This is a genomic window from Bacteroides mediterraneensis (assembly GCF_016900355.1).
Taxonomy (GTDB): Bacteria; Bacteroidota; Bacteroidia; order Bacteroidales; family Bacteroidaceae; genus Phocaeicola.
Map to the genome: position 1 here is coordinate 32,189 of NZ_JACJKA010000001.1, position 15,623 is coordinate 47,811.

A 15,623-nucleotide genomic window follows, 5' to 3' on the forward strand; every position below is an offset into this window, starting at 1 on the left:
TCGTATCTTTGCTTTAAACCTATCTGTATGACACACCTCACTCATAACAAACAATACCTGTTGGAACTGACCATCCACACCATATGCTGGGGATTATTTTTCGGATTTCCGTTATTTTTTACGCAGCACGACAATGGAAACATTAACTGGAAGGAATTCATCAATCATTCTGGAGTCTCTCTTTCCTTCTTTGTCATTTTCTATATCAACTATTTGATTTTAATTCCCACCATACTTTTTAAAGAACATATCGGACGGTTCATTCTACTGAACATTGCACTCATTTTTATAGTTTCCATTGGATTGCGCTACTGGCACAACATGATGGCATTTCCCCCACCCGTACGCCCTCGTCCTTATCTGCCACCTCAATACATCTTTTATATAAGAGACATCACCAGCATGATCTTTATGGTAGGACTGAGTGTAGCCATCCGAATGAGTCTTCGCTGGAGTGCCACAGAACTGGCACGCCGTGAAGCCGTAAAAAGCCGTACGGAGGCCGAGCTCAAGAATCTGCGTAACCAGTTGAATCCTCATTTCCTGCTGAATACCTTGAATAATATCTATGCGCTTACTGCATTCGACACAGAAAAAGCCCAACAAGCCATTCAAGAACTCAGCAAATTATTACGCTATGTACTGTATGACAACCAGGAAACATTTGTTCCCTTGAACAAAGAGGTAGACTTCATACGGAACTACATCGAACTGATGCGCATCCGAGTTTCCTCGCAAGTGAAAATCAGTACCCATTTCCAAATTCGTCCGGACAGTCAGAGCCCGGTAGCCCCCTTGCTGTTCATTTCACTGATTGAGAATGCCTTTAAGCATGGAGTATCTCCCACCAGCCCAAGTTTCATTGACATTACCCTGGTGGAAAAAGAAAATAAAATCCACTGCATAATACGCAACAGCAACTATCCTAAAAACGCTACCGACAAAAGTGGATCGGGTATTGGATTGGAACAAGTACGCAAAAGGCTGGAATTGCTGTACGCCGGTCATTATGAATGGCAGCACCAAGTCAGTCCCGACCAAAAAGAATACAGTTCAATACTCATCATTGACATTCCTGACACTAACAATAAACCAATCATACCATGACAATCAAATGCGCCATTATAGATGATGAGCCGCTGGCTCTCGGATTGCTGGAAAGCTATGTAAAGAAAACCCCCTCACTGGAACTGTGTGGAGCATACTCCAGCGCCATTCAGGCCATGGAACTTCTGACTGAACATCCGGTAGACCTCATCTTTCTGGATATTCAGATGCCGGAACTGAACGGACTTGAATTTTCTAAAATCATTCCGAATACCACCCGCATCATATTTACAACCGCTTTCGGACAGTATGCCTTGGACGGCTATAAAGTCAATGCACTCGACTATCTGCTCAAACCCATCAGCTACACGGATTTCATGACAGCCGTCAACAAAGCCGTGCAATGGTTTGAACTTTGCCAGAAAGCAGAAAACGCTTCCAACGATGTGCAATCATCCGACGACCAGAAATACATCTATGTAAAGAGTGACTATAAGCTGATTCAAATTGAGCTGGATAAGATTCTCTATATTGAAGGGCTGAAAGATTACATAAAGATTCATCTCGAAGACAACCCACGCCCCATTCTTTCATTGGTCAGCATGAAAATGATGGAAGACAAACTGCCTGCCAACCGGTTTATCCGCATACACCGGTCTTTCATCGTACAAAAACAAAAAATAAAAATTATAGAAAAAGGAAGAATTGTTTTTGGGAAAGACTACATTCCGATATCGGACAGCTACAAGCAGGACCTCCAAAATTATGTTAATAAACATACTATTTGAGAATTTGTTGTATTTCCAACATTTTTTTCTGAAACAATTCAATTTTTTATCGATTTTCTTTGGTTACAACAAATCTAAATCCTATATTTGTAGCGTACATAATAAAAGCGGAAGTTGTGAAACTTCCTTTAGAATAGTTTAGTTAAGTCTAGTTTAGTTTTTGTGTTGTGATACTCCTGCTAATAGTGATTAGCAGGAGTATCTTTTTTATTGTTCAAAAGCATCTCAAGCCATTTGAAAAATAGATTTATTAACAAATCTCTTTGAGAAAGTTATTAAAAAACGTCAACAAGACAAAACTGCATATTCTTACATTTTGCATGAATATATTAAGGAATCGCAATCAATTTATGAATCTGCAAGCTCAAACGCCAAACGGGATGTAACTTAATGTAATCCACCACTTCCAAGGTATTCGTGCATGAACAAGGCTGCAAAAAATAGGCAGAAGCCGGAATCTGCAAATAAGACTCTACCTCCTGACCTTGATAAACAATCTTTATCTCATCCACCCGTTCCACTCGCAACTTAGTCCCTTGTTTAGGCGAACAAGTCACCCAGTCAATCGCCTTAGGAAGCACACAAGTGCCGTTGGTTTCAATGCAAACATATTTACCGGCTTCGTGCAACGCCTCCACGAAACAATCATCAATCCATAAGCCTGGCTCTCCCCCTGTCAAAATCACCATCCGACAAGGATAACGTCTTACTTCCGCCAAAATATCTTCGTCCGACATCAGGACACCTTGCTCATGCTGTGTATCGCAAAAATCACATTTCAAATTACACCCGGAAAAACGGATAAACACGGCTGGAGTACCCGCATGAAAACCTTCCCCTTGAAGACTGTAGAAAATCTCATTAATCTTTCTCATAAATCACAGTATTTCCTTCCGATTCGCAGACTTCTACTTTCACACAATGAGGCACTTGTGCACAAATCCATCGGGCAATATTCTCAGCAGTCGGATTGCAAGGCAGCACATCATTCAAGTTTTTATGGTCTAACTGCCCTTTCACCACATTCTTAATATGCGTAAAGTCAACTACCATCCCGTCTTCATTTAACTGTTCCGACTGACAATAGACGGTGATAATCCAATTGTGACCATGCAAGTTCTCACACTTGCTTTCGTAAGAAAGTTCCAAACGATGCGAGGCAGAAATCTCCATCCGCTTAATAACAGTATACATAACAATTTAATTTTTAAAAGATTAAAAACTCCGCATCTAATGTCACCTCAATGCAATCACAAAGGTAAAAAGAATTATCAGACAGAAAAAAAATCGCATGCAAAGATTTGTGTAACCACTCAATCTCACAAATTTTAATAAAATCCGCAACAAATATTTTTGAAATTCCAACCAATACAGTATATTTGTATATACTTTTTTGATATACGGATGACGGAAGAGGACAAAAAACTGTTGCATACTTTCGAAGGCAAGCTACGACAATTGCTGTTTCTTCACGAAGGATTGGAAAAAGAAAATCTTTCATTAAGGAAAGAGCTTGATGCGAAAAATGCTGAAATAAACGAATTGAAGGACAGTTTAAAAGAATTGGAAACTAAGTATATCAATTTGAAAAATGCCCGTATTCTCAGTATCAACGACAATGACCTCCGAGATACCAAACAAAGACTGGCAAAACTTGTGCGTGAAGTCGATAAATGCATCGCTTTGCTGAATGAATAAGACAAAACGGTGAAGTATATACTTTTATGGACGAAAAAAAGAGATTTAATCTACTAATTGACAACGAACGTTATCCCGTCTCTATATTCCCGTCGGAAGAGGAAGGATATCGAGAAGCTGCCAGACAGATTAACTATAAACTGAATAAATACCGCAGTGCATTTCCTGAATTCAACAGTATACAACACTGGAAGATGGTGGCACTCGATTTAGCGTATGAAAATACTTCCATGAAAGACCGGAATGATACCCGTCCGTATATGGAAAAAATAAAAGAACTGAACGAGGATATCGAACGATGCATCCAACAAAGTCAGGACAAAGGTTTATAGAGAGATAGATATATTTTTAGAGCTAATTTCACGCATAAGCTTGTACCGAAGGAATTCCAACGGAAAAGTTTATGCGTTTTTTATTTATATATTTAAATTAATTATAATGTTGACGACAGTAATACTAGCGATTGTGGCCTTCCTGGTGGGGGGTGCATTGTCGTATGGATTCTTTAAGTACGGCTTGAAGACGAAATATGACACCATTATTAAGGAAGCCGAAACAGAGGCTGAGGTAATCAAGAAAAACAAGCTTCTGGAAGTGAAAGAGAAATTCTTGAATAAAAAAGCGGATCTGGAAAAAGAAGTTGCTCAGCGGAACCAAAAAATCCAACAGGCAGAAAATAAGCTGAAACAACGTGAAATGGTGCTCAACCAGAAAAACGAGGAACTCCAGCGTAAACGTAACGAAACAGAAGCCATTAAAGAAAATCTCGACGCACAGCTGGTAATCATTGAAAAGAAAAAAGAAGAACTGGACAACCTGCAGTCTCAAGAAAGAGAAAAACTGGAAACGATTTCCGGACTCTCTGCAGAAGAAGCAAAGGAACGTTTGGTAGAATCATTGAAAGAAGAAGCCAAGACACAGGCCCAGTCTTATATTAATGATATCATGGACGACGCCAAACTGACCGCTAACCGTGAAGCGAAACGTATCGTAATTCAGTCTATCCAGCGAGTAGCTACTGAAACTGCCATTGAAAATTCTGTCACAGTATTCCATATAGAATCAGATGAAATCAAAGGACGTATTATCGGACGTGAAGGCCGTAACATCCGTGCATTGGAAGCTGCAACCGGTGTGGAAATCGTAGTGGATGATACTCCGGAAGCCATCGTACTTTCTGCCTTCGACCCAGTCCGCCGTGAAATTGCCCGTCTGGCTTTGCACCAGCTGGTAACTGACGGACGTATCCACCCGGCACGTATCGAAGAAGTAGTAGCTAAAGTACGCAAGCAAGTAGAAGACGAAATTATTGAAACAGGTAAACGTACTACCATCGACTTAGGTATCCACGGTCTGCATCCGGAACTGATTCGTATCATCGGTAAGATGAAATACCGTTCTTCTTACGGACAAAACTTGTTGCAACATGCCCGTGAAACGGCCAACTTGTGTGCGGTAATGGCCTCAGAACTGGGATTGAACCCGAAGAAAGCAAAACGCGCCGGTCTGTTGCATGATATTGGTAAGGTACCTGATGAAGAACCTGAATTGCCACACGCACTGTTAGGTATGAAACTGGCAGAAAAATACAAAGAAAAACCCGATATCTGTAACGCCATCGGAGCTCACCACGATGAAGTGGAAATGACTAGTCTGCTGGCTCCTATCGTACAAGTCTGCGATGCCATCTCCGGAGCCCGTCCAGGTGCACGCCGTGAAATTGTAGAAGCTTATATTAAACGTTTGAACGATCTTGAACAACTTGCCATGTCTTATCCGGGAGTTACCAAAACTTATGCCATCCAAGCCGGTCGTGAACTCCGTGTCATTGTAGGAGCTGACAAGATTGACGACAAACAGACAGAAAGCCTGTCCACTGAAATAGCCAAGAAGATTCAAGACGAAATGACTTATCCGGGACAAGTAAAAATCACGGTTATCCGTGAAACCCGTGCGGTCAGCTTCGCCAAATAATATCCACAATAAAAAACCGGAATCAGAAGATTCCGGTTTTTTATTTCATCCCAACACTCTTTATTTCTTTTCTTCCTCCAAGAAAGGCAGCAGCACTTTTTCTGCACACGCATAACCTTCTTCATACAAATCAGATAATTTTTTCACATCTTTCTCTATCCGGTTTACCACCACTTTCTTCTCTGGACGAATGACGATGATACGTCCTTCATCCTCCAGTTTTTCAACTAAGTCCAACTGTTCATTGTATGCAGCACACCGTTTGCTGAGCACCAGACGCAACCGAGGATAACGACGATAGATGAAACGAGGCACACGAATGTCTTTCTCTGACTTTCGGTATCCTCTGTTACGAGTCAGCACCACCACATTCTGTTCAAACCCTTGTGAAATCGCACGCAACACCGGAATAGAATCGACAATTCCCCCATCCAACATCGGCCGACCGTCTACATAGGCAATAGGACACACATAGGGCAAACTGCTGGAAGCTTTGGCGATATCTACCAACCGCACCCTGTCGCGCCCTTTTTTTTCTTCCAAATAACAAGCCCTTCCCGTCACACAATTGGTGGTAACCATCTCAAACCGCGCCGGATTATTGAAATAGGCCTCATAGTCAAAAGGTGCAATCTGGCTGGGAAATAAATCATAAAGCAAGTGCTGATCCAGTATACTATGCTGATACCATAAATATTTCAGCCCAATATAATGATATTGTGCCATCATATCAATATTACTGAACTTGGCTCGCCCACGCTGATGTGACATGTAAGATAAACCATTACACGCCCCAGCAGAAACACCAATCACATAGGGAAATTCCAAATGATGATCCATCATGAAATCCAGCACTCCGCACGTGAACACACCACGCATGCCTCCACCCTCTAAAACCAATCCTGTTTTTTCAAAGTCTAGTTTCATACGTCGCTTTTTTAAAGTAACCTTGGATTTGCAAATATATGTTTTTCCAATACATTTACGCTATTTTTTCTATTTTATTTACTACATTTGCAACATAATTTTCACAGATGTGATATTAAAATGAAATGAATATGTTTGATTCGCTTACTTATCAGAAACGCCGGAAGGCTCTAAGAGACAAAATGAGCAACGGCATCATCCTCATTCTTGGGAACAACGAAGCACCCGCCAATTATCCAGACAATACATATAAATTCCGTCAAGACAGCTCGTTCGTCTACTTTTTTGGACATTCTCATCCGGGCTATGCAGGCATCATTGACATCGACAACGGAACGGAATACTTTTTTGGCAATGATGTGGACATGGACGACATCATCTGGATGGGTCCCCAGCCCAGTGTACAGGAACTGGCAGCGCAGGTAGGAGTTGAAAAAAGCTTCCCGTTCGACAAACTGAGAGATTTTGTGGGAAAAGCCATCGCCCAAAAAAGAGCCATTCATTTTCTCCCGCCTTACCGCTACGACAACATGCTGCTGTTGGAAGAGTTGACGGGTATCAAAGCTTCCATGACCAAACATCATGCGTCGCTCGAGCTCATCAAGGCAGTTATCTCACTGCGAGCTGCAAAGGAAGATTGCGAAATTGCAGAAATCGACAAAGCCTGCAACGTGGGATATGAAATGCATACAGCAGCCATGCGCCTGTGCAAACCTGGGGTATCAGAACAATACATCGCCGGTGTACTCGACGGAATTGCTTCGTCTTACGGACGTATGGTATCTTTCGCTACCATATTGACCCAAAACGGACAAACACTCCACAACCATGACCACAGTCATATTTTGCAGGAAGGTCGGATGATGCTGACCGATGCCGGAGCCGAACTGATGAACTATTATTGCTCCGACCACACACGTACCATCCCAGTAGGCGGAAAATTCACCAGCCGCCAGCGAGATGTGTATGGCATCGTATTAGCTTGCCACGACAAGGCACTGGAATTGGCTCGTCCGGGAGTAACTTACAAATCTGTACACCTGGAAGTTTGCAAGGTACTGGCCAACGGTTTAAAAGAACTGGGTCTGATGAAAGGAAATGTGGAAGATGCCGTAGCCGCAGGAGCGCATGCCTTGTTCCTTCCCCACGGATTGGGACACATGATGGGACTGGACGTACACGACATGGAAGATTTGGGTCAGTGCTACGTGGGCTATGACGATGAAGTTCAACCTTCCACTCAATTCGGACTGGCTTCTCTCCGTATGGGACGACGTTTGCAAAAAGGATTTGTCATCACCGACGAGCCCGGATGCTATTTTATTCCGGCCCTCATTGACAAGTGGAAAGCAGAAAAACTGCATACCGACTTCCTGAACTTCGAAGCCATCGAGAAATACAAAGATTTTGGTGGTATCCGTCTGGAAGACGATATTCTGATTACAGATAACGGTTCTAGATTCTTAGGCGAAAAGCATATTCCTATCACCTTTGAGGAAGTGGAAGCGATAATGAATGAATAAATGTTTTATTAACCTATAATATTTTATCAAACAATGAACAAACTAATTTTATTGGCCGCAGCAGGACTCTGCTTCGGAAGCATGTATGCCAAGATTCCTAAGAAAGACAAGGCAGAAGAAGGATTCACTTTCACCACAGTAAAAGAAAACCCTATCACTTCTATAAAGAACCAGAATCAGTCAGGTACTTGCTGGTCATTCTCCAGCATCGGTTTCCTGGAATCTGAACTCCTCCGCACTGGAAAGGGAGAATTCGACCTGTCTGAAATGTTTGTGGTACACAAAACAATGGAAGACCGTGCCGTAAACTATGTACGTTATCACGGTGACGCTTCATTCTCTCCGGGCGGAAGCTTTGAAGACATCGTATATTGCTACAAAAACTATGGTATGGTACCACAGGATGTTATGCCGGGTATCCAATACGGAGATTCTCTTCCTAACCACAACGAACTGGATGCAGTAGCAGGTGCTTACGTTGAAGCTATCGGAAAAGGAAAACAAAGAAAACTGACTCCAGTATGGAAAAAAGGTGTAACCGCCATTTATGATACTTACTTGGGAGAATGCCCGAAAGAATTTACTTACAAAGGCAAAACTTATACTCCGAGAACATTTGCCGATGAAGTATTAGGATTGAACATGGACGACTATGTATCACTGACTTCATATACACATCATCCTTTCTACCAACCGTTCAGCATCGAGGTACAGGACAACTGGCGCAACGCTTTGTCATATAACCTTCCGATCGACGAACTGATGGAAGTAATGGACAACGCCATTAACAACGGATACACTTTTGCCTGGGGTGCAGACGTCAGTGAAGAAGGATTCACTCGTGACGGTGTAGCTGTATGCCCGGACGTAGCAAAAGGTGCAGAACTGACTGGTTCCGACATGGCACGCTGGCTGGGACTGAGTAAATCAGACAGACGCAAAGAGCTAACCAGCAAACCTCTTCCTGAAATCAATGTCACTCAGGAAATGCGTCAGACTGCCTTCGACAACTGGGAAACTACAGACGACCACGGTATGCTTATCTACGGTATCGCAAAAGACCAGAACGGCAAAGAATACTATATGGTAAAGAACTCATGGGGCTTGAGCGGAAAATACAAAGGTATCTGGTACGCTTCTAAAGCATTTGTCAAATACAAAACCATGAACATCTTGGTCCACAAGAAAGCCATCCCGGCAGACATCGCTAAGAAATTAGGATTATAAGATATTAGTATATAGACTAATTATAAATAATAAGCGACTCATTCCATAAATTTAAGAAGGAATGAGCCGCTTTTTTTCTTTCTTTTTACTAATTTTACGGATTGAAGTCGAGAAAGCTGATTTTCCCGACAAAAGGCTTTGCCAATAAAAATCCGACAGCAAGCATACTCGTATCCTTTGCCGGGAACAACGCAAGGTCTTGGTTAGCAGAAAAAAAGAAAAAACATATATAAATGAACTACAAATGGAACTATCAACCTCCTACACTTCAAGAAAGAGAAGCAGCTAGAGCCCTCGCCAAAGAAATAGGAATCAGTCCTATCTTGTGCAAGTTGCTGCAAGAAAGAGGCATACACACAGCTGCCGAGGCCAAACGGTTCTTTCGCCCGCAACTGAATGACCTGCACGACCCCTTCCTGATGAAAGACATGGATGTGGCCGTGGAAAGGCTGAATCAGGCGATGGGGAGAAAGGAGCGAATCTTAGTGTATGGAGATTATGACGTCGACGGAACAACCGCCGTCGCCCTTGTTTTCAAGTTTCTACAACAGTTCTATTCGAACATAGACTACTATATTCCCGACCGATACAACGAAGGATATGGTGTGTCAAAAAAAGGAGTAGACTATGCGTATGAAACAGGTGTCAAACTTGTCATTGTATTGGATTGCGGAATCAAGGCAGTCGAGGAAATCACTTATGCCAAAGAAAAAGGCATTGATTTCATCATCTGCGACCATCACGTACCCGATGAAGTACTTCCTCCAGCCGTAGCCATCCTGAATGCCAAACGCTTTGATTCTACTTACCCGTACGAGCATCTTTCCGGATGTGGAGTAGGCTTCAAGTTCATGCAGGCCTTTGCCCAGAACAACGGCATTGAATTCCATCAGCTGACTCCCCTCCTCGACTTGGTAGCGGTGAGTATTGCTTCTGATATTGTACCCATTATGGGAGAAAACCGTATTCTGGCCTATCACGGGCTACGACAACTCAACGCCAATCCGAGCATCGGATTGAAGGCCATTATTGACGTATGCGGACTGGCCGAAAGAGAACTCACCATCAGCGACATTGTCTTCAAAATCGGACCACGCATCAATGCATCGGGACGAATCCAAAACGGAAAAGAAGCCGTAGATCTGTTGATTGAAAAAGATTTTGCTGCCGCACTGAAGAAAGCCAACCGCATCAACAGCTACAATGAAACCCGAAAGGATTTGGATAAGAGCATGACGGAAGAGGCCAACAAGATTGTCGACAACTTGTCTGACTTATCCGAAAGACGTTCTATTGTCATCTTCAATGAAGACTGGCACAAAGGAGTCATCGGCATCGTGGCTTCCCGACTGACGGAAATCTACTACCGCCCAGCCGTTGTACTGACACGTACCGACAACTTGGCGACTGGTTCTGCCCGGTCTGTATCCGGTTTCGACGTGTACAAAGCCATTGAGTATTGCCGCGACCTGTTGGAAAACTTTGGCGGTCATACCTATGCGGCCGGCCTCTCCATGAAAGTGGAAAACGTGCCGGAATTCACCCGTCGGTTTGAAGAGTACGTCACCAACCACATTCTTCCGGAACAGACCAATGCTACCATTCAGATTGATGCACAGCTGGATTTCAGGGACATCACGCCGAAATTCTTCTTCGACTTGAAGAAGTTCAATCCGTTTGGGCCGGAAAATCATAAGCCGATCTTTGCCACGCTGAATGTCTACGACTACGGTACCAGCAAGGTAGTGGGTCGGGACCAGGAGCATATCAAACTGGAGCTGGTAGACAACAAATCGAACAACGTCATGAACGGAATTGCTTTCGGACAAAGTTCGCAAGTCCGCTACATCAAAACCAAACAGTCGTTCAATATCTGCTACACGATTGAAGAAAATACCCACAAGCGAGGGGAGATTCAGTTGCAGATAGAAGACATCAAGCCCAGCCGCAGTTGATTCCGCATGCCTGACTATCTGAAAATCCTGAAACAATACTGGGGATATGATCACTTCCGTGGAATACAGGAAGACATTATCCGCAGCGTCGGTGAAGGCCGTGACACCTTGGGACTCATGCCCACAGGAGGAGGTAAATCCATTACTTTCCAGGTACCGGCCCTCGCACAGGAGGGATTGTGCCTGGTCATTACCCCCCTGATTGCCCTGATGAAAGACCAAGTACGCAACTTGCGCGAACGAGGAATCAAGGCCACGGCTGTCTATTCCGGTATGACGCGTGAAGAGATTCTGATTGCCTTGGAAAACTGCATTTTCGGTAATTACAAGTTTCTCTATATCTCTCCGGAAAGATTGGGTACGGAAATCTTTCAGATGAAACTCCGCAGCATGCAGGTAAGCCTCATCACGGTCGACGAGTCACATTGTATTTCTCAATGGGGGTACGATTTCCGACCGGCATACCTGAAAATCGCGGAGATACGACAATTGCTTCCAGGAGTTCCCGTCATTGCCCTGACGGCTACTGCCACTCCGGAAGTGGTCAAGGACATTCAGGAACGCCTTCAGTTCCGGCAGGAGAATGTGTTCCGCATGAGTTTTGAACGGAAAAACCTGGCCTATATTGTCCGACACACCGAAGACAAAGACGGCGAGATGTTACATATCCTACAACGGGTCAATGGCTCGAGTATCGTATACACCCGCAACCGAAGAAAAACCAAGGAAATTGCCCAATTCCTCAACCGGAATCACATCACGGCTACTTTCTACCATGCCGGACTCAGTGACAAGACCAAAGATTTACGGCAAAAGGCCTGGCTGAAAGGAGAATATCGCGTGATGGTAGCCACCAACGCTTTCGGTATGGGGATTGACAAACCTGATGTACGTCTGGTGATTCATGCCGACGTACCTGATTCTCCCGAAGCCTATTTTCAGGAGGCCGGAAGAGCTGGACGCGACGGCTTGAAAGCTTACGCAGTATTACTGTTCTGTCCCCGCGACAAAATCACACTCAAACAGCGAATCAGTGATACTTTTCCCGAGAAAGACTATATCCGAAAAGTGTACGAAGATATCAATTTCTACTACCAGATGGCCATGGGAGACGGATTGGGATGTACCTTTGCCTTTAACTTGGATGAATTCTGCCACAACTTCAAGCATTTTCCCGTACAAACCGACAGTGCCTTGAAAATCCTGACCCGCGCTGGCTACCTGGAATACACGGACGAACAGGACAACGCTTCCCGAATCATGTTCACCATCACCAAAGAAGAATTGTACCGCATCCATGAACAGAATGAAGATACGGAAAAACTCATCCGCATCCTGTTGCGAACATACACCGGACTGTTTACCGACTATGCCTACATTAATGAGGAACTTCTGTCTAACCGTTCAGGATTGAGCCGGCAACAAATTTACGAAACCCTTCTCTTTCTCACCAGGCAGCACATTCTCCACTATATTCCCGGGAAAAAGACACCTTATATTATCTACACTCGTGAACGGCAGGAAACCGACCGTATCTACCTGAGCAGAGAAGTATACGAAGATCGAAAAGAAAGTTATCGCCGGCGCATCGAAGCCATGATTGAATATGCAGAAAGCGAAAACAAATGCCGGAGCCGCATGCTGCTGCATTATTTTGGAGAAAAGAATGAGCACAATTGCGGACAATGTGATGTATGCCTCCAGCACCACCATTCCGGATTACGACAAAGCCAGTTTGACGAAATCAGTCGCCAGATACGCTCGCTGCTGGAAATGGAATCTCTTTCCTTGCAAGAACTGAAGATCCGAATGGTAGATGTACCAGAAGAACAACTCACCAAAGTAGTTTCTTACCTACTGTCAGAAGAAATCATCCGGCAGGAGAACGGGCGATTACAATGCTAAACCTTATCAACGCTAACCACCCTCCTTAAAAGAAAAATTACCAGACTGACAATCCTTCCCTTTCATGAGGGTGAGACTCCACCCACCATAAACAAATCTCTAAGAGGAAAACATAAAAAAACGGCGGAAAGGAAAACCCTTCCGCCGTTTTTATGAAAATTTCATTAGAATTCAATAATCAATGATCTGCGAGGAGAAACTACGAGATTCTTTGTCAAATCGATTCTCTCTCCGCTCGATACATCTCTACCTTCTTTAGAATCCTTAGTCAAGACACCATAGTACTCAGCAGCTAGTGTCTGCTCATCACTCGTACTATTCAGCACAATCATTTCAGTTTTTCCGTCATGTACATGAGAATACATATATATTCCTCGCTGAGGAATATGATACTTCACTGTTTTGCTTTCTGCCATATACGTTGTTTAGTTTAATTTTGCGGGGACAAATATATGCATTTCACGCATAAGTTATAAACCAAACAGTAAAGAAATTCGTGTATTTATTCACTTTTCATGACATAAATCAACTGCTTAGTACACTTCTACCTTAGCAGCCAGTGACTTACACTTGTCACGAAGCGCATCCAAATCGCCATCGTTCTTATCGTAGCATACCACTACTCCCATACGGCGGTTCAGACGGGTGGTCGGTTTACCAAAGATACGGAGGTAAGTATTTGGCTGAGAACAAACCAGTTCCTCGCCTCTGTACTGCGGAGCCTTCTGGCTGGCAATCGGAGAAAGAATGACTGCACTTGCACCGATATGTTCCTGCGTAATACCCGGAATAGGCAATCCCAGTACAGCATACAGATGCAACTCAAACTCGTTCAAGTTCTGTGTATTGGCCAAAGTCACCATACCCGTGTCGTGCGGACGCGGAGAAAGTTCAGAGAAATATACTCCGTTTTCATGGCTCAGGAAGAATTCCACTCCCCACAAACCATATCCTGTCAGTGCTTTTGTCACTTTGTCAGCCATACGCTGTGCCTCAGCCAGATGTTCGGGTGCGATGTGAGCCGGCTGGAAACTTTCACGATAGTCTCCTCCCTTCTGTACGTGACCGATAGGAGGACAGAACAACGTCGGTCCGTTCTTCTGGGTCACTGTCAGCAAAGTGATTTCACTGTCAAAATGAATGAATTCCTCTACAATCAGTTCCTTGATATCGCCACGGCTACCGTTGCATCCATATTCCCATGAATACTTCAAATCTTCTTCAGATTTGGCTACTGACTGGCCTTTGCCGGAAGATGACATCAACGGTTTGATGACACACGGATAACCAATCTTATTGGCAGCCTCTTTCAGCTCCTCATAAGAGGAAGCGTAAAAATACTTCGCTGTTTTCAGGCCCAGTTCCTTGGCAGCCAAATCACGGATAGCCTTACGGTTCATGGTAAAATTCACCGCACGCGCACTCGGCACCACCTGTATGCCTTCTTTTTCCAAGTGATACAACCGTTCAGTACGTATCGCTTCTATTTCAGGAACAATGATATCCGGATGATACTTTTCTACCACACGGTCCAAAGCCTCTCCATCCAACATACTGAATACCTCGCACGCATCTGCCACCTGCATAGCCGGTGCACCTGCATAAGAGTCACACGCAATCACATACTGGCCCAAGCGCTGGGCTGCAATGGTAAATTCCTTACCAAGTTCTCCGGAACCTAACAAAAGTATTTTTTTAGTCATATATTATAAGGTTTATGCTTCTTTCCTGCAAAGATAATATTTTTCTTCGGACCTTATACCATGACCTGCCGATTTATCAAGCCTCAGTTTCCGTCTCAACCAGCTTCTTCAAGGTCAGTAATTCAGTACCGTCCTCGCCCAACAGGCTCACTGTACCATCTTCTTTTACCTCAAAGCTGCGCACCTTGTTCAATGCATCCAGAATATTTCTTTCCGTTTCCATATCCGGACAAGCCATCATGGTAGAAATCATCTGAGTGAACTGCAAAGAAGAAGACTTTCCTTCTTCCTGAGAGAATCCGCCATTGATCGTATTGCAGCTGGCATTTCCATATACTTTTTTCTCTGCCAAGTCGAAAGTCAGCTGAGGTGTTTTCTCCGTTTTGCCGATTTCTGTTCCATTCACGGTCATAATCTGCCATGTACCGTCCAAATCATTTATAGAAACTTCCTTTACTTCCCGTTTCTGCAAAAGAATGAGCGATTTTCCATCGGCATCGTTCAAGGATACGCCTTCACCTACTTCTTCATATCCGGCCACCTTATTCAAGGCTTCCAACACACTCTGTTCTACCTTCATATCCGGACACATCATCCGGGTAGCTCCCACTTGTCCAAAGGAAATTTTCCCTGCATTCAGCGTGTCCAAGTTGAAGGTTCCCACCAGACGGTTGCAACCCGCATTTCCATACAAGCGGTGTTCAGCGTTGTCAAACCCCAGAAAAGGCGTATTTTCTGCACTTACTTTTTCCCCGTTTACTTCTACAATGTTCCATTCCCCTGAAAAATCAACTACGGCTACCGAATTCTTTCCAGAACCGCAGCTCATCAGCAGGCAAGCAAAAGCCGCTGCTGCAAAATACTTCTTATTCATAA

Annotated in this window: 15 protein-coding genes; 9 read left to right on the forward strand and 6 right to left on the reverse strand. The window is 43.9% G+C overall.

What is annotated here, in order from left to right; genetic code table 11:
• Nucleotides 1–27: 27 nt before the first annotated feature.
• Nucleotides 28–1,107, forward strand: a complete 1,080-nt coding sequence (locus tag H6A28_RS00140) for a sensor histidine kinase (protein WP_204474933.1) — start codon at nt 28–30, stop codon at nt 1,105–1,107.
• On the forward strand, nt 1,104–1,835 hold the full coding sequence (locus tag H6A28_RS00145; protein WP_204474931.1) for a LytR/AlgR family response regulator transcription factor: 732 nt from the start codon (nt 1,104–1,106) through the stop codon (nt 1,833–1,835). Before H6A28_RS00140 ends, H6A28_RS00145 begins: the two co-directional genes overlap by 4 nt.
• 329 nt (nt 1,836–2,164) lie before the next feature.
• Here the strand turns inward: H6A28_RS00145 and H6A28_RS00150 are convergent, their stop codons facing one another.
• Together H6A28_RS00150 and queD are read right to left on the reverse strand one after the other, a co-directional pair.
• Nucleotides 2,165–2,710: a 7-carboxy-7-deazaguanine synthase QueE gene (locus H6A28_RS00150; RefSeq protein ID WP_204478512.1), complete on the reverse strand. Its 546-nt coding sequence runs from the start codon at nt 2,708–2,710 to the stop codon at nt 2,165–2,167.
• On the reverse strand, nt 2,697–3,029 hold the full coding sequence (gene queD / locus H6A28_RS00155; protein ID WP_204474929.1) for a 6-carboxytetrahydropterin synthase QueD: 333 nt from the start codon (nt 3,027–3,029) through the stop codon (nt 2,697–2,699). Before queD ends, H6A28_RS00150 begins: the two co-directional genes overlap by 14 nt.
• A 210-nt stretch (nt 3,030–3,239) precedes the next feature.
• Here queD and H6A28_RS00160 point away from each other — a divergent pair, with 210 nt between their 5' ends.
• The 3 genes from H6A28_RS00160 to rny all read left to right on the forward strand — a co-directional run bounded on the left by H6A28_RS00160 (nt 3,240) and on the right by rny (nt 5,507).
• Entirely contained in the window at nt 3,240–3,533 is a 294-nt protein-coding gene (locus H6A28_RS00160; RefSeq protein ID WP_204474928.1) for a hypothetical protein, read from the forward strand.
• 26 nt (nt 3,534–3,559) lie between these two features.
• Nucleotides 3,560–3,865, forward strand: coding sequence for a cell division protein ZapA (locus tag H6A28_RS00165; RefSeq protein ID WP_204474927.1), 306 nt, complete (start codon nt 3,560–3,562; stop codon nt 3,863–3,865).
• Nucleotides 3,866–3,971: 106 nt separating this feature from the next.
• The gene (gene rny / locus H6A28_RS00170) at nt 3,972–5,507 is read left to right on the forward strand and encodes a ribonuclease Y (RefSeq protein WP_204474926.1); all 1,536 of its coding nucleotides are present in this window, start codon (nt 3,972–3,974) and stop codon (nt 5,505–5,507) included.
• A gap of 60 nt (nt 5,508–5,567) precedes the next feature.
• Here rny and H6A28_RS00175 read toward each other — a convergent pair whose 3' ends face one another.
• Entirely contained in the window at nt 5,568–6,434 is an 867-nt protein-coding gene (locus H6A28_RS00175; RefSeq protein WP_204478513.1) for a patatin-like phospholipase family protein, read from the reverse strand.
• A gap of 131 nt (nt 6,435–6,565) precedes the next feature.
• Here H6A28_RS00175 and H6A28_RS00180 point away from each other — a divergent pair, with 131 nt between their 5' ends.
• From H6A28_RS00180 to H6A28_RS00195, 4 genes are all read left to right on the forward strand, one after another.
• Entirely contained in the window at nt 6,566–7,957 is a 1,392-nt protein-coding gene (locus tag H6A28_RS00180) for an aminopeptidase P family protein (protein ID WP_204478514.1), read from the forward strand.
• A gap of 33 nt (nt 7,958–7,990) precedes the next feature.
• The gene (locus H6A28_RS00185; protein ID WP_204478515.1) at nt 7,991–9,184 is read left to right on the forward strand and encodes an aminopeptidase C; all 1,194 of its coding nucleotides are present in this window, start codon (nt 7,991–7,993) and stop codon (nt 9,182–9,184) included.
• A 233-nt stretch (nt 9,185–9,417) separates the two neighbouring features.
• Entirely contained in the window at nt 9,418–11,139 is a 1,722-nt protein-coding gene (recJ, locus tag H6A28_RS00190; protein WP_204474919.1) for a single-stranded-DNA-specific exonuclease RecJ, read from the forward strand.
• Nucleotides 11,140–11,145: 6 nt separating this feature from the next.
• Complete coding sequence (locus tag H6A28_RS00195) at nt 11,146–13,044, forward strand: RecQ family ATP-dependent DNA helicase (protein WP_204474918.1); 1,899 nt, start codon at nt 11,146–11,148, stop codon at nt 13,042–13,044.
• A 164-nt stretch (nt 13,045–13,208) separates the two neighbouring features.
• Here H6A28_RS00195 and H6A28_RS00200 read toward each other — a convergent pair whose 3' ends face one another.
• The 3 genes from H6A28_RS00200 to H6A28_RS00210 form a co-directional block, all read right to left on the reverse strand.
• Nucleotides 13,209–13,460 (reverse strand): cyclomaltodextrinase C-terminal domain-containing protein, encoded by a 252-nt coding sequence (locus H6A28_RS00200; protein ID WP_204474917.1) that lies wholly within the window; start codon nt 13,458–13,460, stop codon nt 13,209–13,211.
• Nucleotides 13,461–13,577: 117 nt separating this feature from the next.
• Nucleotides 13,578–14,747 carry a formate-dependent phosphoribosylglycinamide formyltransferase gene (purT, locus tag H6A28_RS00205; RefSeq protein ID WP_022354587.1) on the reverse strand — a complete coding sequence of 390 codons (1,170 nt, stop codon included), beginning with the start codon at nt 14,745–14,747 and terminating at the stop codon, nt 13,578–13,580.
• 76 nt (nt 14,748–14,823) lie between these two features.
• Nucleotides 14,824–15,621, reverse strand: coding sequence for an META domain-containing protein (locus tag H6A28_RS00210; protein ID WP_204478516.1), 798 nt, complete (start codon nt 15,619–15,621; stop codon nt 14,824–14,826).
• Between the last annotated feature and the right edge of the window lie 2 nt (nt 15,622–15,623).

Bases quoted from the DNA above. Each gene is read 5' to 3' on its own strand.
- H6A28_RS00165 (WP_204474927.1), top strand. From the start codon at position 3,560: ATGGACGAAAAAAAGAGATTTAATCTACTAATTGACAACGAACGTTAT.
- H6A28_RS00210 (WP_204478516.1), bottom strand. From the start codon at position 15,621: ATGAATAAGAAGTATTTTGCAGCAGCGGCTTTTGCTTGCCTGCTGATG.
- H6A28_RS00175 (WP_204478513.1), bottom strand. From the start codon at position 6,434: ATGAAACTAGACTTTGAAAAAACAGGATTGGTTTTAGAGGGTGGAGGC.
- recJ (WP_204474919.1), top strand. From the start codon at position 9,418: ATGAACTACAAATGGAACTATCAACCTCCTACACTTCAAGAAAGAGAA.
- queD (WP_204474929.1), bottom strand. From the start codon at position 3,029: ATGTATACTGTTATTAAGCGGATGGAGATTTCTGCCTCGCATCGTTTG.
- purT (WP_022354587.1), bottom strand. From the start codon at position 14,747: ATGACTAAAAAAATACTTTTGTTAGGTTCCGGAGAACTTGGTAAGGAA.
- H6A28_RS00150 (WP_204478512.1), bottom strand. From the start codon at position 2,710: ATGAGAAAGATTAATGAGATTTTCTACAGTCTTCAAGGGGAAGGTTTT.
- H6A28_RS00185 (WP_204478515.1), top strand. From the start codon at position 7,991: ATGAACAAACTAATTTTATTGGCCGCAGCAGGACTCTGCTTCGGAAGC.
- H6A28_RS00145 (WP_204474931.1), top strand. From the start codon at position 1,104: ATGACAATCAAATGCGCCATTATAGATGATGAGCCGCTGGCTCTCGGA.
- rny (WP_204474926.1), top strand. From the start codon at position 3,972: ATGTTGACGACAGTAATACTAGCGATTGTGGCCTTCCTGGTGGGGGGT.
- H6A28_RS00195 (WP_204474918.1), top strand. From the start codon at position 11,146: ATGCCTGACTATCTGAAAATCCTGAAACAATACTGGGGATATGATCAC.
- H6A28_RS00180 (WP_204478514.1), top strand. From the start codon at position 6,566: ATGTTTGATTCGCTTACTTATCAGAAACGCCGGAAGGCTCTAAGAGAC.
- H6A28_RS00160 (WP_204474928.1), top strand. From the start codon at position 3,240: ATGACGGAAGAGGACAAAAAACTGTTGCATACTTTCGAAGGCAAGCTA.
- H6A28_RS00140 (WP_204474933.1), top strand. From the start codon at position 28: ATGACACACCTCACTCATAACAAACAATACCTGTTGGAACTGACCATC.
- H6A28_RS00200 (WP_204474917.1), bottom strand. From the start codon at position 13,460: ATGGCAGAAAGCAAAACAGTGAAGTATCATATTCCTCAGCGAGGAATA.